Source organism: Bacillus sp. FSL P2-0099 (assembly GCF_038007445.1).
In the GTDB taxonomy this organism is placed as follows: Bacteria; Bacillota; Bacilli; order Bacillales; family Bacillaceae_G; genus Bacillus_A; species Bacillus_A mycoides.
In genome coordinates this window covers 244,259-265,885 of sequence record NZ_JBBOXE010000002.1, presented here as the reverse complement: position 1 = coordinate 265,885, position 21,627 = coordinate 244,259, and the positions used below count along the sequence as shown (strand labels likewise).

Annotated in this window: 2 protein-coding genes; both read right to left on the bottom strand. The window is 40.6% G+C overall.

Translation table 11 applies throughout. From position 1 onward, the window contains the following. Positions 1-250 precede the first annotated feature (250 nt). On the bottom strand, positions 251-15,160 hold the full coding sequence (locus MKY90_RS28905; RefSeq protein ID WP_341093588.1) for a non-ribosomal peptide synthetase: 14,910 nt from the start codon (positions 15,158-15,160) through the stop codon (positions 251-253). Next, entirely contained in the window at positions 15,157-21,627 is a 6,471-nt protein-coding gene (locus tag MKY90_RS28900) for an amino acid adenylation domain-containing protein (protein WP_341093587.1), read from the bottom strand. Before MKY90_RS28900 ends, MKY90_RS28905 begins: the two co-directional genes overlap by 4 nt.

Here is a 21,627-nt window from a genome sequence, read left to right as displayed (position 1 = left end):
AATATCATCAAAGCATTCGCTTCTGGTACAAAAACTTCAGAGAATTTACAGCATACTATGAACAACTCATATATGTTTCTATGTCCCTATCAAGCAAGCCCCTTAAAAAGTAATGCTCTTGATATATATACATAATCTCCTACACTTGATGTGCAGTTATTGGACTGCTCTCTTTATTTACACTACTACTCACAAATAACAACTTTAATAATAACAATTTTTGTTTATAAAGTTGCCTCTTTTGTGCTCTCTACTTTTCCGTTAGCGAAAGGGATGTCTCTTTTATTCCTTCTAATTCATTTAGTAGATACTTAGCTAACTTTTCAACTGCGGGGGAAGCTACTATTTCTTCGTGTGATCCAGGGACCGAATACATATTCACTCTTCCTTTTAATAAAGGCTTCCAATCCGTAAACAATTCTTTACCTTCCTCAGCACTAAAGTAAATAACTTCCCCAAAATATGGTGTTAAATCATGCTCTGCCATTAAGTTCAGACATTTCCTGTGAGCATTGATAATTTGCTTCAAATTCGTAAGATTTGCATCAGGCGGGAGCACTCCTTCCACAATTAATTGTTCAACAAGCATGTCCTGTTGATGAACAAGCTCTTCTTCCTGGTCCACTAGCTCTATATGGATGAAATGCTCCAATATATAAGATAGCATTTCATCCTCTGTCTTGTAATCCCGTTCTGAAGGCACCTTGGTATCCAATAGTACCAACACCTCAACTTCTTCTCCCTGGTTCCGTAGCATAGTTGCGATTTCATAGGCGATGGCACCGCCCAGAGACCATCCTCCCAGACGATACGGCCCCTCTGGCTGAGCCCGCTTCATTTCCTCGATGTAGAGTTGCACTACTTCCGATAAAATCAACCCGTTCATTCCTTCTTTCTCTACGAGAGGATTCTGTAGACCATAAAATGAGCAGTGATCCTTGAGTAACCTTGCTAGCTGAATGTAACAGAGTACATTACCCATAAATGGGTGAACACAGAAGAAAGGTCTTTTCTCTGATTCTTGTAATGGAACCAGAACCGATAATGATTCTTCCATACGATGATTCTCACGGATGAGACAAGCGATTCCTTCCACTGTCGGATTCTTAATTAGTGCGGGCACCTTAATCTCTTTTCCAAATTTCTCTCTGACCTTTGAAATCAATTTAATTACAAGGAGAGAGTGACCTCCTATATTGAAGAAATCATCGTTTACATGGATATCTTCTAACTGTAGCAAATCCTGCCAGATTGTAATCAGCTGATACTCGATTTCATCCCGTGGGATGATTGGTGTAGAAAAGGTACTTTCTCTTTGAATCGTTAAGCTGTTCAGTGCCTTTCGATCAACCTTCCCATTTGTTGTAAGCGGAATCGCATCCACCTCAATAAAGTGTGCAGGAATCATATAATTCGGTACTTGCCTCTTGAGATGCTCACGCCATTCATGCATACTTCCTTCACCCACCACATAGGCAACCATTCTCCGATCTCCTGGTTGGTCCTCTCTTATCAAGACTATAGCCTCTTTCACCGATGGATGACTTTCTAAATTCGCTTCAATCTCTCCAAGCTCAATCCGGAATCCTCGAATTTTCACTTGATTATCGATTCTTCCCAGATAATCCAAATGGCCATCAGCTAAATAGCGGACTAGATCTCCCGTCCGGTATAACCGTTCCCCTTCATTAAATGGATGAGGAATAAAACGTTCTAACGTTAACTCTGGACGATTCAAGTATCCTCTCGCTAGGCCTGCTCCACCGATATAAAGTTCACCCGTTACACCAACTGGAACAGGTAACAACTTCTCATCCAATACATAGGCTTGAACATTTGGCAACGGACGCCCAATGGTTACTCTCTTACTATCTTTTTTGATACGATAGCATGTCGCATCAACCGTACATTCCGTAGGACCATATACATTATAAAAATGGATATGGTCATTCTCTACTAGTTGTTCCCACAGTGATGGCATAATCGCTTCTCCACCGACCAGTACCTTGCTTGGAACATGAACACTATCGTTTTTTTCTAACAACCCCTCATCTATGAGTAATTGGAGTAGTGAAGGTGTTATATCAAACATTTCCAACTTATTCTCCCGAATATAAGATACAAACTTTTGAGGATCACTGCGAACTTCTGTTGAAATAATATATAAACTAGAACCATACAAAAGCATTTGTAATTGTTTAACGGATGAATCAAAGGCGATTGAGGCATTTAGACCAACGCGCATGTTATCATGTGCCCGATGTGAAAAAACCTCTTTCTGTAAACCATAGGATAGATTTAATACCGAATGATGCTGCACCATAACCCCTTTTGGATTCCCGGTCGAACCTGAAGTGTAGATAACATACGCCAAGTTTTCTCCTGTTACTTTACATATTGGTGAAAGGGTGTTTTCTTGCGAAATCATTGCTTGATCTCGGTCCAAACAAACTGTTTCAACTTCTTCAGGTATCCAACCTTGTGATACTTTGTTCGTAACCAATATTTGAATTCCTGTGTCCTCCAGAATATATCGTAGGTGACTTTCTGGATACGATGGATCCAGCGGAACATAGGCTGATCCAGCTTTCAAGATTCCCATGAGACCTACAATCATCTCAACTGAACGTTGGAAACAAAGTCCGACCAATGACTCCGTCCCAATCCCACATTTCTGAAGATAATGGGCCAATTGGTTTGCTTTCTCATTCAGCTCTCGATACGTCAACTGCTGATTTTCATCTACCACTGCCACCGCATCAGGTGTACGATCCACTTGATCTTCAAACAGTTTGTGGATCACACTCTCACGTGGATACGCTGCTGCATTATCATTCCATTCTTCCAGTAGTTGTTTCTGTTCTATTTCCGTAACATACACCAGCTCCGACAGAGTTTGATCAACGTTCTCGATCATTTGCTTAAACACCTGGCTTAAATGCCCCAGCATCCGTTCAATAGTGAGACCATTAAACTTGCTACGATCATACTTCAACTTTAACAACAACTGGCTTTCTGGGACAACTGTCAATCCTAATGGATAATGAGTTTGCTCTACTCCTTCCAACTCACCAATTTCTAGATTTCCTGAGGACTCCTCTTTCACTGGGTAGTTTTCAAACACATACAAGCTATGGAACAGCGGGGTTCCTCTAGGAACTTCACTCCATCCTTGAATCTCTGTCAAAGAAGCATATTCATATTGTCTTCTTTCTATCTCTTCCTCTTGTATCTTCTGCAACCAATCCATTATTTTTATATTATCTATCAACTGAATTCGCGTCGGTGATGTGGCAATAAAAGGACCTACAATGTTTTCAACATCAATAATCTCAGTAGGGCGTCCTGAGCTAGTTACACCATAGACAATGTCATCTTCTCCACTATACCGGCCCATGAGATACGCCCACGCACCTTGAATTACCGTATTCAAAGTGAGCCTATTGCGCTTCGCCCAGTTTTGTAACGCTTGGGTTTGCTCTTCTGATAAATAAGTTACCTTCTCTGTGTAACCTTTTTCTTGCTCTTTACTTTCTAAACCCAGCAGAGTTGGAGCTGTAAAACCTTTAAGTTTCTCTCTCCAGAATTGCTCCGCCTGATCCTGATTCTGCTCTCTTAGCCATTGAATATATTTCTTGTATGGCGATGACTTAGGTAAATGCACGGCTTCTCCATTCATTCTCTTCTGGTACACTGTAAGCAATTCGTTAAAGACCAGTGGTAGGCTCCATCCATCCAACAGAATATGGTGATGTGTCCAAACAATCCGATATTCTTCCTCACCTTCTTGAATGACAGTCACCCGCATCAATGGCGCTTCATCAAAAAGAAAGGCTTGTTTTCGATCCAATGCCAAAAAGGCTTTTCTTTTCTCCTCTTTTTCTTCAGCAGTCAGCGTACGCCAATCTTCTACATTCACCTTAAATGGAACACTCTCATACACCACTTGTAAAGGCTCTTCAACTTCATCCCAAAGGAAAGATGAGCGAAAAATTTCATGCTGCTGAATTACCGATTTCCACGCCTGTTCGAAAGTTACAATATCCAATTCTCCTCTAATCATGAAACTTAATTGCACTATATACGGCGCTACATGTTCATCCCCTTGGTCATGCAATGTATGGAAAATCATACCTTCTTGCAAAGGCGATAGTGGATATAAATCGATAATCTGATAATTATTTCCACGATTCATCTTGGATAATACTTTTGTCAAACTGGCTTGGTCAAGATTAGCCATCACAAAATCTGAAACGGTCAGTGCAGATTCTCCATCCGCAGATTGAATCAATTTACTTAGTTGATGGAGCATATTCTCTGCAATACTTTTTATCGTTGATTTCGCGAATTGTCCTACATTGTATACCCAAGTGAACTGAAGTTTCCCATCCGTTACAATTCCAATTACATCGATTAAATGCAAGCGCTTGGAACCAGAAGCATGATCTAAGCGCTTAAATCCGTTCTCCGGAATAAGCATTGCATCGTTAGAAAACATTTGGTCAAATTGTCCAAGATAGTTAAAACTAATAGACGGTGTATGTTGAGACCCCCATTTCTCACACATTGTTGTGTTCAGATACCGCAAAATTCCATGGTCAACACCCTTATTAGGAATTTTACGCACTTGTTCTTTAACTAATTTTAATGCTGCAATTGGCGTGTCGGCACCGGTAATATTTAAGTGAACAGGATAAATACTTGTAAACCACCCCACAGTTCTAGATAGGTCAACGTCTTCGATAATCTCTTCCCGACCATGCCCCTCCAAATCCACGGTCAGCGCCGGATGACCTGTCCATGCTGCCGTAGCCTGTACCAATGCTGTCAATAGTACCTCATTGATTTGGACACGATGAGTGCTTGAAATTTCTTTCAATAACGTACGGGTCTCTTTCTCATCCAGCACCACGGTAATCTCCTCGGTTCCTGTGTTTGCTGGAACTTCGAGGGTGGTATCCACTGGTAGCATAGCCACTTCTTGTTCGGATTGCTGCTCCCAATAATCACGCACTTCTTGCACAATCCCAGCTTCAGCGTAATGATGCAATTTCTCCGACCACGCTTTAAAGGATGTACTCTTTGTAGGTAATTGGATCATCTGATCCTGGCTCGCTTGATTATACGCCGTTTGCAGATCCTCTAGTAAAATCCGCCAAGAAACACCATCCACTGCTAAGTGATGAATCACCCAGAATAATCGGCCGGCTCTTTTCTCACCTTCATCAAAATACACCATTCTCATTAGCGGCCCTGCGTGTAAGTGCAAGCTTGCTTGTGCAGTGTCAATCTCCGTTTGAATCACTTGATGCCATTCTGCTTGCGGCACTTCTTCTAATGAAATAACGGTCAGCGTCGATTGTTCTTCGATTCCTTCGTTCCGCTGTTTCCAAGCTCCATTCGGTAACCGTTCATATCTTAAACGCAAGGCATCATGATGGATTAGAAGGGTACGCACAGCTTTCTCCAGTAATACTATATCCAGTCGCTCTTTTGTTCTAAAAAACATGGATTGATTCCAATGGTGTGGGTTTGGATGATCTTGTGCAAAAAACCATTGCTGGATTGGTGTAAGGATCAGTTCTCCAGTTACAACTCCCTGCTCTGCTTGTACACCCCGTTCTTCATTGACTACTTGCGCCAACTCAGCAATCGTTTGGTGTTCAAACATTTGCTTTGGCGACAATTGCAAACCTGCTTGCTTCGCACGAGAGACAATCTGAATGCTGAGAATCGAGTCTCCACCAATTTCAAAGAAGTTATCATGGATTCCCACCTTTTTAATCCCTAATACTTGCTTCCAAATGGTGGCCAGTGTTTCTTCGTTACCATTCCGCGTGGCAACACATTCACTTTCGATTTTCCTCTCCTCTGGTACAGGTAAGGCCTTACGATCAACTTTTCCGTTAGCAGTTAGTGGAATGGCTTCCATCATCACAAATCCTGAAGGAACCATATGGCTTGGTAGTTCCGCCTTGAGATAATCTCTCCACTCGCCTACATTCCCATCACCCACGACATATGCCACCAACCGTTTATCACCCGGCTGATCTTCTCGAACAATTACAACAGCCTCTTTTATGGAGACATGTGCGTTTAAAGCAGATTCAATTTCTCCGAGCTCAATTCGGAAACCACGGATTTTCACCTGGTGATCAATCCGCCCAAGATAATCCAGATCTCCATCAGGTAAGTATCTCGCTAAGTCTCCTGTCCGATATAATCGCGCTCCTGGGTCACTACTGAATGGATGAGGAATGAAACGCTCTGCAGTCAATTCGGGTCTGTTTAAATATCCACGTGCAAGTCCTGCTCCACCAATATATAGTTCGCCAGCTACGCCAATAGGCACAGGTTGTTGACAAGCGTCTAGTACATACACTTCTAAATCTGGAATCTGTTTTCCTATATTACTTCTTGAAGCATACTGCACATCATCTTGAGTAATTGGATAATACGTAACATGAACGGTAGTTTCTGTAATTCCATACATATTAATTAACTGTGGTTTCTGCCCTCCATACCTTTGAAACCATGGTACCAAGCTGGTAGGATCGAGTGCTTCCCCACCAAATATGACATAGCGCAGATGCAAGTCTTTCTTCTCATCTTCTTGTTCACACACTTGTATCAATTGTCGAAATGCGGATGGTGTCTGATTAAGAACCGTAACCTTTTCCTTTACTAACAGTTGATAGAAATCCTTGGGCGATCGACTAATCCAGTAAGGAACAACAATCAATCTTCCGCCATGGAGTAATGCCCCCCAAATCTCCCATACCGAGAAGTCAAACGCATAAGAATGGAAAAGCGTCCAAGTATCTTTTTCATCAAACTGATACCAACATTCCGTCGATTTAAATAAACGAATCACATTGTGATGCTCTACCATAACTCCCTTTGGATTCCCTGTTGATCCCGAAGTATAGATTACATACGCCAAGTTTTCTCCTGTCACTTCACATATTGGTGAAAGGGTGCTTTCTCGCGAAATCATCGCTTTATCCCGATCCAAACAAACTGTTTTGATTTCTTCAGTTATCCAACCTTCTAATGCTTCGTTCGTGACCAATACTTGAATCCCTGTGTCCTCCAGAATATATCGTAGGCGACTTTCTGGATACGATGGATCCAATGGAACATAGGCTGCCCCAGCTTTCAAGATCCCCATGAGACCGACAATCATCTCAACTGAACGCTGGAAGCAGAGACCAACCAATGACTCGCTCCCAATCCCACATTTCTGGAGATAATGTGCCAATTGGTTTGCTTTTTCATTCAGCTCTCGATAGGTTAACTGCTGTTTTTCATCTACCACTGCCACCGCGTCAGGTGTACGATTTACTTGCTCTTCATACAGCTGATGAATCCCAAATTCCTGTGGATATGCTACAGCATTATTATTCCACTCTTCTAACTGTTTTTGCTGTAATCCTGACAGTATCGGCAACTTAGCTAATGATTTATCAGGATGTTCCACGATTAAATTCAACCAGTTTCCAAAATTTTCGGCTATGGATTCAATAGTTAAACTGTCAAATAAATCAGTCCTATAAACAAAAGTAAGCAATAAGCCCTCTTCCACTTCTGCGGCAGTTAAACTTAAATCAAATTTGGCGATTGAAGCGTGGCTGTCCATTACTTCTATATTTCGTCCATGTAGCTGTGGTAGCTCTTGTCCCGTATTTTGCAAAGTAAACATGGTTTGGAAAATCGGAGAATGACTTGTACTTCGTTCAGGTTGGATAACCTCCACAATTTTCTCAAACGGAACATCTTGGTACTCATATGCCTTCAATGCTTTTATCCGCACTTGAGACAACAACTCTTTAAATGCCGGTGCGCCACTTAAATCAGCCCGATAGACTAACGTATTGACAAAGAAACCAATCAATCCTTCAATCTCTCGATAATTTCGATTCGCAATTGGGCTTCCAACAAGAATATCTGATTGTCCTGTATAACGGGCAAGGAAACTTTGATAAGATGCCAATAAGGTCATGAAAAGCGTTGCCCCTTCTTGACGACTAAGTTCGTTTAATTTATCCAGTAATGAGCGTGACAACAACACATTATGAGTTAATCCATGGTGGGTTTGTACCGGAGGACGGGGACGATCCATCGGCAACATTAAGACTGGTAACTCACCAGACAGTTCTTCCTTCCAATATGCAAGCTGTTGATTTAGTACTTCCTCTTTTAACCAATCCCTTTGCCATTGAGCAAAATCGGCATATTGAACTGGTAATGGTGCGAGCTCTGCTGGTTTTTCGCCAATCGCCTCCTCATAAAATACCATCCATTCTTGGAGCAAGATTTCCATCGACCATCCATCCGAGATAATATGATGCATATTACACAGAAGAACCCATTCTTCTTCTGAAATTTTCACGATTTGTCCACGGAACAATGGCCCTTGCTCTAAGTCAAATGGGGATTCCACTTCAGTTTGAATCCATTGCTCCACTTCTCTTTCTCTCTCTTCTGGAGAAATCTTAGTTAAATCAATTTGTGGAAGGGAACGGAAAGTATACGGTTGAATCTTCTGCACAGGATGACCGTCCACTTCATGAAATACTGTCCGCAATGATTCATGACGCTCTATCAACTGATTCCATCCCAACTCCAATGCTTCTAGTAACCAATTTCCTGTAAGACGGCATACCATCGGCATATTATAAAGTGCACTATTAGGTGTAAATTGATCGATAAACCATAAGCGCTGTTGAGCATAAGAAAGTGGAATGGCATTTCCTCGTTCCATCGGCATCAATGGTGGAGTTTCTCGTTTTTTGCCTCCCTTACGTAACTGATCTAATCGCTTCGCCAGTGCCTCCACCGTTGAATACTCGAACAGTTCACGCACCAGTAGTTTTATTTGAAAGACTTCTTGTAAACGTGAAACCACTTGAGTAGCAAGTAGAGAATGACCACCAAGTTCAAAGAAAGAATCCTGAACACCTATATTTTCTATTCCTAGCACTTGACTCCACACTGAAGCGATAAGTTCTTCTAGCGGAGTTCGTGCGTGAACGGTATTTTCAGTAGATAATTTGCTAGGTATTGGCAATGCCTTTAAATCAAGTTTTCCATTCGGTGTAAGTGGTAAAAATTCCATCTCAATAAAGTTTGTTGGGACCATATAATTTGGTAAATGTGTTTGTAGATGCTCTCGCCATTCTTGGACACTTCCTTCACCAACTACATAAGCTACTAATCTCTTGTCGCCTGGATCATCCTCTCGTACCAATACAACCGCTTCTTTCACAGAAGAATGTGCCTGCAAAACTGCTTCTATTTCTCCCAATTCAATCCGGAAACCACGAATTTTCACTTGGTCATCTATACGACCATGGAACTGGAGAGCACCATCAGAAAGATAACTTGCTTTGTCTCCGGTGTAATAGAGACGCTCTCCTGACTTGAATGGATGCAAAATAAATTTTTCCTTTGTAAGGTCCGGACGATTAGCATATCCACGAGCAAGACTCTTCCCTCCAATATAGAGATCTCCAATCACACCACTTGGTACTAGCTGAAGATGAGAATCTAACACATAAACTTCTGTATTCGCAATCGGTCGACCAATCGATGGCGTACCTGTTGTCACTCCTACAGGTACATAACAATCCGTGGTAACAACGGTATTTTCCGATGGACCATACTGATTGATTACCGCAAAAGGAATATCGTTAGATGGATACTGCGTTAATTGATCCCCGCCGGTAATGATAAAACGAAGATCCGTTTTACCTGGCCAAGATAATTTCAAGAGTCTTTCCAGAATAGGCGTAGGTGCAAAACTAGCTGTTATTCGCGAATCAATGAGCCAGTCTCTTAGTGCTTCTGGATTAATTCTCAGTTCCTCTGTTGACAAGTAGAGTGCTGCACCAGCAGTTAGATACGGCCAAATCTCCTGGACAGCCGAATCAAAAGCAATCCCTGCAATCTGAGTCGCACGATCCTCTGCTGTAATACGATAAACTTCTTGATGCCAAGAAACCATATTCATTAATGAGCGATATTCAATCATGACACCCTTTGGCTTTCCTGTAGAACCAGAGGTATAGACAATGTAAGCTAAGTTCTCTGGATTTATCTGCCGTGTAGGTGCGATTACGCTTTCCACTGTTAACTCTTCTAACCTCACCATTTCGACCTGTTCGAAAAGGCCTTCTTGTCCTTCCGCCGTCACTACAAATTGAATTCCTGCATCTTCAATCATGTATTCTAACCTTGATTTTGGATACAACGGATCTAAAACGACATAAGCTCCACCAGCTTTTAATATACCTAGTAAACTTACCATGAGCTCAGCCGACCTCGGAAGATAAACTCCCACGACTGACTCTGGAGCAACTCCTTTTCGCTGTAAAACATTTGCCAACTGATTTGCTTGTGCATCCAGTTCACCGTAAGTCCAATCTTTTGTTTGATCAACTACCGCAATCGCTTCAGGACGCTTTGCTACTTGTTCCTCAAATCTGTCGCAAATAAGACCCTGTGGGGGCATTTCCATTACAGTGTCATTCCATGTTTCTAATAACAAAGTACGCTCAGGTTCCGATAGCATGCTCAGACTATGCAACGGATTTTGCGGGTAATGGGAAACTTCGTGTAGCCATTTCTCAAAGTGCCCTGCCATCCGTTCAATAGTTGTGGCATTGAATAAATCCTTATTGTATTCAAAAGTAAAAAGTAATCCCTCTTCCGTCTCAGCTACCATTACGCTTAAATCAAACTTTGCGATTGGACTATGGCTTTCTATCATTTCAATACTTCTACCAGATAACACCGGGAACTCTTGTTTCATATTTTGCAAGATGAACATAGTCTGGAAGATTGGCGAATGACTTGTACTCCGCTCTGGTTGTACAACTTCCACAATTTTTTCAAAAGGGATATCTTGATACTCGTACGCCTTCAATGCTTTTTGACGAACCTGAGACAGAACATCCTGAAATGTCGGTCTACCACTTAGATTAGCCCGATATACCAAGGTGTTGACGAAGAAACCAATAAGTCCTTCAATTTCTCTATAATTTCGATTAGCAATTGGACTTCCGACCAGAATATCTTCTTGTCCCGTATAGCGGGATAGAAAACTTTGATATGCAGCTAACAGGGTCATGAAGAGTGTAGCCCCTTCTTGACGACTAAATTCATTTAATTTGTCATGTAGCGTGCTTGGCAGAACCAGGGTGTATGTCGACCCGTGATGAGTTTGTATTGCGGGACGCGGGCGATCCATAGGAAGTTGGAGTACAGGAAGCTCCCCAGACAATTCTTCCCTCCAATATTGGAGTTGTTGATCAAGCACTTCCGCCTTCAGCCATCCTTTTTGCCACTGAGCGAAGTCGGCATATTGAACCGGTAATGGTTCAAGTTCTGCTATCTTTCCATCCGTAGCTTTCTCATAGAATGCCATCCATTCTTCAAGTAGGACTCCCATTGACCATCCATCTGAAATGATATGATGTAAAGTACAAAGGAGAATCCATTCTTCCTCTCCCACTTGCAAAATACTTGTCCTGATTAGTGGGCCCTCTGTTAAATCAAATGGCACTTCTGTTTCTTGTTGAATCAAACGTTTAACTTCTTCTTCTCGGTCTTCTGGAGAAAGCATAGTTAAATCCGTTTTCGGAATTGATCGAAAAGCATACGGTTCAATTTGCTGCACGGGCTGACCGTTCACTTCATGAAAGACCGTCCGCAATGATTCATGACGCTCTATGAGCTGATTCCATCCCTTTTCCAATGTCTCAGGTAGCCAGCTCCCTGTAAGGCGGCATACCATTGGCATATTGTAAAGGGCGCTATTAGGTGTAAATTGATCGATAAACCATAAGCGCTGTTGGGCATAAGAGAGCGGAATAGTTTCCCCTCTTTCCATCGGCATTAGTGGCGGAATCTCTCGTTTTCTATCTCCTTTACGTAACTGATCTAATCGCTTTGCCAGTGACTCCACCGTTGCATACTCAAATAGTTCACGTACCGGTAATTCGATTTGAAAGATTTTTTGTAAGCGTGAAACTACTTGAGTAGCTAGCAGCGAGTGACCACCAATCTCAAAAAAAGAATCCTGAACACTTATATTTTTTATACCTAACACTTGGCCCCATACGGAAACAATGAGCTCCTCTACTGGTGTTCGTGATGAAGTAGTAATATCTTCACTTATGAACTGTGCCTCCAATTCCAATAAAGCTTTCCGATTCACCTTACCATTTGGAGTGAGTGGCATCCCTTCAACTTGGAAGAAGTATGCCGGAACCATATAATGTGGCAATTGCTTCTTAAGATATTCACGCCACTCTCCAGTATCCCCTTCACCCACTACATAGGCTACTAACTGCTTATCTCCTGGTCGATCTTCCTTCACCAACACGACAGCCTCTTTTACAGATGAGTGATCATGTAAAGCTGCTTCGATTTCTCCCAGTTCAATTCGGAATCCTCTGATTTTGACTTGGTTATCTATTCTTCCAATATACTCCAAGTTACGATCATTCATATATCTCACCAGGTCACCCGTTCGATATAATCGTTCCCCTTCCTTAAAGGGATGCGGAATAAAACGCTCAGTAGTTAACTCTGGTCGATTGAAGTAGCCACGTGCCAATCCTACTCCTCCAAGGTAAAGTTCCCCCGCCACACCAATCGGTACCACCTGTTGATGTTGATCTAACACATACAACTCTGTATTATCAATTGGACGACCAATTGGAATAAGCATAGGTTCTTTTTCTAAATCACAATTATAATAAGTCACATCCACAGTCGCTTCGGTAGGACCATACAAGTTAATTAACTTTGTTTGCTGAACATCGTAAAATACCCCCTTAAAGCGGCGAACCTGTTCAGTATTTAATGCTTCTCCACTAGTAAAAACCTGATTTAAAGACGCTACATCCCTTTTCGAATTATATTGTTCCATATAATCCAAGAAAGTAGATAACATCGACGGAACAAAGTGAATGGTGTTCACACGATATCGTTCGATATACTCCTCAATCACCGCAGGATCTTTCTCTCCTCCTGGTGGAAGCAAACAAACACGTGCTCCTACAAATGACCACCAAAATAATTCCCAGACAGAAACATCAAACGAAAACGGTGTCTTTTGTAGAATTGTATCCTCCTCAGATAATGGATATTTTTTCTGCATCCACTGTAGGCGGTTGATAACCGAATGGTGTTCAATCATTACTCCCTTCGGATTTCCCGTCGAACCCGAAGTGTATATGATATAGGCTAAGTTATTTGCAGTTACTCCACTTACCGGAGCCAAATTACTCTCTTTAGAAATCATTACTTGATCCCGGTCTAAACAAATTGCTTGAATATCTTTAGGTAACCAGTCCTGTAGTGCCTCGTTTGTTAACAGCACTTGAATTTGTGAATTCTCTAAAATGTATCTCAGGCGGTTTTCGGGATAACTTGGGTCCAGTGGGACATAAGCCCCTCCTGCTTTCAAAATCCCAAAGAGACCAATAATCATATCAGGAGAGCGTTCAACACATATACCAACCAATGATTCAGGTCCTATACCTTGTTTTTGTAGATAATGTGCCAATTGGTTCGATTTTTCATTGAGTTCTTGATACGTTAACTTTCCACCCTCATAAACTACCGCCACTGCATCAGGTGTACGTGCCACTTGCTGCTCAAATAGCTCATGAATCATACACTCATGACCATAAACTATGTCAGTATCATTCCATTCTTCTAGGAGTTGTTTCTGCTCTGTGTCCGATAACATTGACAGCTTTGTATATGATTCATCTGGATGATACGCGATTTCATTTAACCAGTTCTCAAAATGGCCTGCCATACGTGCAACGGTACTACTATCAAATAAATCCGTGTTGTATTCAAATGAGACAAATAGACCTTCTTCCACTTCGTAGGCAGTTAAACTCAGATCAAATTTTACAATAGACATATTACTTTCTACCATTTCGATACTTCTACCAGACAAATCTAGTCGTTCTTGTTTTATATTCTGTAGTGTAAACATGGTCTGAAAGATAGGAGAATGACTCATACTTCGTTCAGGTTGCACAGCTTCTACCACTTTTTCAAATGGTATATCTTGATATTCGTAAGCTTTTAACGCCTTTTTCTTTGTTTGGTTCAAAATCTCCCGAAAAGTAGGGGTGCCACTCAAATCTGATCGGTAAACCAACGTATTAACAAAGAAACCGATTAATCCTTCTACTCCCTTATGATTCCGATTTGCAATCGGACTTCCGACTAGAATATCTTTTTGCCCCGTATAACGAGCAAGAAAGCTCTGGTATGCAGCCATTAAAGTCATAAATAAGGTAGATCCTTCTTGTCGACTTATATCCTTTAATTGATTGAGTAATCTATAAGGAAAAATCACGTGATGCGTATCCCCAGAGTAAGTTTGCGTAACCGGTCGAGGTCGGTCCACTGGCAGTTGTAATATAGGAAGCTCCCCAGACAATTCTTCCTCCCAATACGTGAGTTGACGATTTAACACATCACCTTGCAACCACTCCTTTTGCCACTTCGCAAAGTCTGCATATTGAATGGATAGTGAACTTAATTTAGCAGGATTCCCGCCCGTTTCTTCTTCATAGAAAGTAAGTAATTCATTCATGAGTATACCGATGGACCAAGCATCAGAAATAATATGATGCATCGTACATAGTAATAACCATTCATCCTTTCCTAATTGAACAAGCTGATTACGAATTAAAGGGCCATTCATTAAATCAAATGGTTCTTGCGCTTCTCTCGCAATTAAACTATCTACCTCTTTTTCTTTTACTTCTAGAGGAAGTTGCGAGTAATCCCTTACGGGTAATGCTCTAGGAAGGAATTCGACAATTTGTTGTACAGGTTGTTCTCCTACTTCTTTAAAAACGGTTCGTAATGATTCATGACGTTCAATGAGTCGATTGAATCCCTTTTCTAATGCTTCAGGAATCCAATTTCCTTTTAGATGCCATACAGTTGGAATATTATATAAAGAACTGTTTGGGTTAAATCTGTCCATAAACCACAAACGTTGTTGTGCATAAGACAACGGAAGTGCTTCTTTATTCTCCTTTTTTTGCATTTTCTTCTGAAGCCAAGCTCTTTTCTCAGGAGAAAGTGAACTCAGCTTTGCATGTAAATCACTTCTCATTTTTTTACCCCTTCCTCAACTAAATTACTCTCGAATATTCCTTGTGCTTCTTCCTCTGATAGCTCTTCTAATTGCTTAAGTAGTTCAAGTAATTCTTCATCATTACTCACTTCTGCTTCTTTTTGAATATAGTCTTGAAGACTTACATTCTCCTTACTATCATTCTGTATTTCTTGATTTTTGTTATAGAACAATTGATCAATCTGTTTTGCCAATTGTTGCACCGTATGAAACGTAAATAGATCATGCAATGGTAACTCGATTCCAAAAGCCTCTTTAAGATTGGAAACAGCTTGTGTAGCAAGTAATGAATGCCCACCTATTTCAAAAAACGAATCCTGCACTCCAATATTTTCTACTCCTAAAACTTGATGCCATATTGAAACGATTGTTTTTTCCGTAGGTGTACGGGGAGCAATATACCCCCTCACTATCTCCTGTCTCTCTGGTACTGGTAAGGCCTTCCTATCAATCTTTCCATTTGGAGTGAGTGGAAATGCATTCAATCCGACAAAATAGGCTGGAATCATGTAATTTGGTAGCTGGTCCTTGAGATAATCACGCCACTTATGAGCATCCCCATCTCCCACAACATAGGCAATCAAACGTGGATCACCAAGATAATCTTCCCGCACCATCACAAGAACTTCGTTAACTAATGTATGCTTTTGCAATGTCGCTTCAATTTCTCCTAGTTCAATCCGGAACCCACGAATTTTTACCTGATGATCGATTCGGCCAAGATACTCCAAATTTCCATCTGGCAGATACCTTACTAGGTCTCCAGTCCGGTATACTCGCTCTCCTTCTTTAAACGGATGCGGTATAAAACAATCTTGCGTTAAGTCAGGACGGTTTAAGTATCCACGTGCTAATCCTGATCCACCAATGTAAAGCTCACCAACTACACCAATTGGAACCATTTTTTGTTCAGCACTCAGTACATATACTTCTGCATTGAAGACTGGTTTACCAATTGGTGGTACCCTATACATGACACCCTTTTCTAATTCCATATATGTGGAATACGTAGTATCTTCGGACGGTCCATATAAGTTGTACACCTTCTCAACCGTACTTCTCTCGTATAAATCTTGAACGAGTGAATATGGTAATGGTTCTCCAGCCAAATTCATCACCTTTACCGAAGAAGGAATTGTTTTTGCGCGAACCAGTTCCTTCGCTGCCGATGGCACAGTATTGACCAAAGTCACACCCTTGGTAGACAACTTGTCTAGATGTAGAGCATTTTCAGCGACAATCACCTTACCACCCATCGTTAAGGGAACAAACACTTCAAAAACGGATAGATCAAAGGATAGCGAAGTTGAAGCTAATACTCCCGCTAATTCCTTTTGGGAATATGTGTGATGCGCCCAATGAATCATTGTTACTGTATTCCTGTGCTCAATCATTACCCCCTTTGGATTTCCAGTGGAACCTGAAGTATAGATAATATAGGCTAAATTATCGCCCGTCACTTCACTGGTACACACTGTAGTTACTTCTTGTTCTATTTCTTCTCGATCACGATCAATACAAATCACGGCAACGGATTTAGTTATAACCATTTTTTGTTGTAACTTTTCCTGTGTCACCAGTACCTTTATTTGAGCATCCTCTAAAATGTATTGCAGTCGACTTTCCGGATACGCTGGATCAATTGGGACATATGCTCCTCCTGCCTTCATAATTCCTAAGAGGCCGACAATCATCTCGGATGAACGTGTAACGCAAATCCCAACCAATGATTCGCATGCAACACCATTTTTCTGTAAATAATGTGCCAGCTGATTCGAGCGTTCGTCCAACTCTCGATATGTTAGTTCTTCATCTTCGCACACTACTGCAATTGCTTCTGGTGTTTTTTTCACTTGTTCTTCAAACAATGTATGAATCGTGCTTTCTTGTATATCTACAACACCTGATTCATTCCATTCCTCTAGTAATTGCTTATATTCTGCTTTCGATAACATATTCAGTTCAGATAATAAATATTTTGGATGAGAGACAATTTGATTTAACCAATGTTCAAAATGACTTGCCATGCGTTCAATGGTTGTATCATTAAACAAATCAGTATTGTATTCAAAGGTTAGCGATAATCCTTCTTCCGTCTCAGAAGCAAATAAACTCAAATCAAATTTCGCAACAGAAGCATGACTTTCCATGAGTTCCATGTTTCTTTCAGATAGCTGAGGAAACGCTTGTTTCGTATTCTGTAAAGTAAACATGGTTTGAAATATCGGTGAATGACTTGTATTCCGTTCCGGTTTTACAGATTCCACCACTTTCTCAAATGGAATGTCCTGATACTCGTAGGCTTTTAGTGCTTTTTTTCGTACCTGCGACAAAAGTTCTTGGAACGTCGGATTTTCACTGAAATCTGCTCGATAAACCAACGTATTTGCAAAGAAACCTATTAATCCCTCAATCTCTTTAACATTTCGATTTGCAATTGGGCTTCCAACCAAGATGTCGTCTTGTCCTGTATAACGAGAAAGGAAGCTTTGATACGCTGCCATCAATGTCATAAATAAAGTGCATCCTTCTTGCAGACTTAAATCTTTGAGCTTTTCCTGTAGGGAATTCGCCACCGTTAAGGACTGACTTGCACCACGGTGGGTTTGAACCGCAGGTCGAGGACGATCCATCGGTAATTGTAAAACCGGTAGCTCCCCAGATAATTCTTCCTTCCAATATTGAAGGTGCTGATCCAAATTCTCTTCTTTTTGCCATTCCTTCTGCCACATGACAAAGTCTGCATATTGGATAGATAACTCCTTCAATTCGACCGGTTTTCCGCTTAGTGCTCCTTCATAAAAAGCCATCCATTCTTCAAGTAAGATTCCCATTGACCATCCATCTGAAATAATATGATGCATCGTACAAAGGAGAACCCATTCTTCCCTGTCCACTTTCAATATTCGTGCTCGAATTAGAGGACCTTGTCCAAAATGAAATGGTTCCTCCGCTTCGTTTTGAATGAGCCGTTTCATTTCTCTTTCCCTATCTTCTAAAGAGAGATCTGTTAGATCCGTTTGAGAGATATGTCTGAATACATGAGATTGAACCTGTTGAAAAGGTTCACCCTCTTGTTTTAGAATTATCGTTCGTAATGATTCATGACGCTCAAACAACTGATTCCATCCGGATTCCAATGCTTCAATTGACCATTTACCTGTTAAGCGACACGCTGCATGAATATTGTACATCGCACTATTTGGCATTAATTGTTCAATAAACCATAGACGTTTCTGCGCATAGGAAAGTGGAATAGATTCTTCTCGTGTCATAGGTACAAGGGGTGGAACCTCTCGTTTTTTATCTTCTTTGCGCAACTGATCTACTCGTTTCGCTAATGCTTCCACTGTATCGTGCTTGAAAAGTTCACGTAATGGGATTTTGATTTGGAACAATTCTTGCAATCGAGAGACGATTTGAGTAGCAAGTAGTGAGTGCCCACCACTTTCAAAGAAGGAATCCTGAATACCAATATTTTCTGTCCCTAACACTTGACCCCAAACCGAGGCAATAAGCTCTTCCGATGGCGTCCGAGGTAGAACATTTAAATCTCCAATAGCTTGCTCATCAGGTGCTGGCAAGGCCTTTCGGTCAATTTTCCCATTCGGAGTAAGCGGGAAGTGTTCTAACTCTACAAAGTGAGCTGGAATCATATGATTCGGTAATTGGTTTTGTAAATACTCTCTCCACTCTTGGGTATTTCCATCGCTTATTACATATGCAACCAATCGTTGATCACCTGGACGGTCTTCTCTAACTAATACGACAGCCTCTTTAATAAACGAACATTTTTCTAAAGTCGCTTCAATTTCTCCTAATTCAATCCTAAAACCGCGCATTTTTACTTGATGGTCCATTCTACCTATAAATTCTATATTTCCATCAGTTAGATATCTTACTGAATCTCCTGTTCGATATAGTCGTTCCCCCAATCGAAATGGATGCGAAACGAATTTTTCAGCAGTAAGATTCGGACGATTTAAGTATCCACGTGCTAAACCAGCACCACCAATATATAACTCAGCCTCAATTCCTATTGATTGCAAGCGTTGATTTTGGTCTAATACATATAATTGCGTGTTCTGTATTGGCTGCCCAATAGAAACAAATTCTTGATTAGGCTGAATATCAAATGCATTTACATAAATAGTGGCTTCAGTTGGTCCATAAAAGTTGGTTAATTTCACTTGTCCACTATAATTCCATTTCTGTTGAAATCGTCTAACTAACCCTGAACTTAGTTCTTCTCCACCAGAAAATACATGGCGTACGGACGAACAATTCATGTTCAATTCAATATGATTGAATTGATCTAAGAAAACAGATAACATCGAAGGTACAAATTGAACTATAGTAACCTGATGTTTTTTAATCACTTCAGCTATAATAGAAGGATCTTTTTCTCCACCTCGAGGTAGGAAAGATACACTTGCTCCAACGTGAATACCCCAAAATAACTCCCAAACAGATACATCAAATGAGAATGGGGTTTTCTGCAAGACCACATCCTTTTCAGAAAGTGGATATTTATGTTGCATCCATTCTAGGTAATTGATTACTGAATGATGCTCAATCATCACTCCCTTTGGATTACCTGTAGATCCTGAAGTATACATAACATACGCTAAACTTCTCCCTGTTACACCACTTATACATGGGATTGATTCTTCTTTTTTAATTGCAGTATAATCTTTATTCATACAAATCGTTTCAATATATTCAGATATATATAAATTTTTTGAATTTTCTTCCGTCACTAGTACTTCGATTCCAGCATCCTCTAATATATAACGAAGCCGACTCTCTGGATAAGTAGGATCAAGTGGAACATACGCCCCTCCTGATTTTAGAATACCTAATAACGCTATCATCATTTGTAATGAACGTTCCATATATACCCCGACTAGAGACTCTGAACCTACACCACGCTTTTGTAAATAATGTGCTAGCTGATTCGCACGCTCATCCAACTCTCTATAGGTAATTTGTTCATTTTCGTACATTGCTGCGATTGCTTCTGGATTTTTCTTGACTTGCTCCTCAAACACCGTATGAATCATGCCTTCAGCTGAATATTTTACTTGAGTATTATTCCATTCCTCTAGTAACTGTGTCTGCTCTTCCACTGTTAAATGAGTAATTTCAAAGAGTTTTGAATCTAAGCTCTTCGTCATCTGAATTAATATTTGCAATAAGTGACCCTGAATCCGATTTATTGTTTTTTCATTAAAATAGCTTCGATCATACATCAACTTTAAAGTAATTTTCTTACCGGGCATTACAATGAGTGTTAAAGGATAATTTGTTTGTTCCGCGCTTTTAACATCTAGTAATCTTAAATCATCATTTCTCTTACCTTGAATTGGATAATTTTCAAACACATACAAGGTATGAAATAAGGAACTATTCCGCGGAACCTCACTCCACCCTTGAATATCAACCAACGAATTATGCTCATATTGTCTTCGTTCCATTTCTTTCATCTGTATTTTACGAAGCCAATCTACTACTGATGTATCATCCGTTAATTGAATTCTCGTAGGTAATGTGTTAATAAATAGACCTACCATATTCTCTGCTCCTATCAAATCAGTAGGACGTCCAGAGCTAGTTATGCCAAATACGATGTCACTTTCACCGCTATACCTACTCATCAAATAGGCCCATGCGCCTTGTACTAACGTATTCAATGTTAATCGACTATTTCGTACCCACTCTTGTAAATTCTCAGTGAGTTCCTCAGATATCTGATAAACACACTCTCCATAGCCCTTCTCCTGTTCTTGATCCTTTCTTTCCATCGCTAATGGCGTAGGTGCATAAAACCCCTTTAATTCTTCTGTCCAAAATTCCTCTGCTTGACTTTGATCTTGTTTATTTATCCACTGGATATATTTTTTATAAGGAAGAGATTTAGGAAGATTCAACAATTCTCCCTTTATCATCTTGAGATAAACTTCCATCACTTCACTAAAGACCAATGACACACTCCACCCATCTAGCAAAATATGATGATGTGTCCAAATGATTCTCGTTTCCTCTTCTGCTTCTTTAATCGCAGTGACTCTCATCAACGGTGCTTCATCCAATAAAAATCCTTTTCTACGATCTGCAGTCAAAAACTGGTGTAATTTCTTCTCCCTCTCCTCATGCGAATGGGCACTCCAATCCTCTTGATGAATAGTAAAAGGAAGACGTTGGTAAACTGCTTGCAGAGGTTTTTCTACTTCCTCCCACACAAATACTGAGCGTAGAACTTCATGTCGATGAATAACATATTCCCAAGCCTTTTCAAAAGTAGCAACATCCAATTGCCCCCCGAGCAAGAAGCCTACTTGTACAATGTAGGAAAAAGAATGTTCATCATCTTGATCGTATAAAGTATGAAACAATATTCCTTTTTGCAAAGGTGATAATCCATATATATCTATAACGTCTCCCAT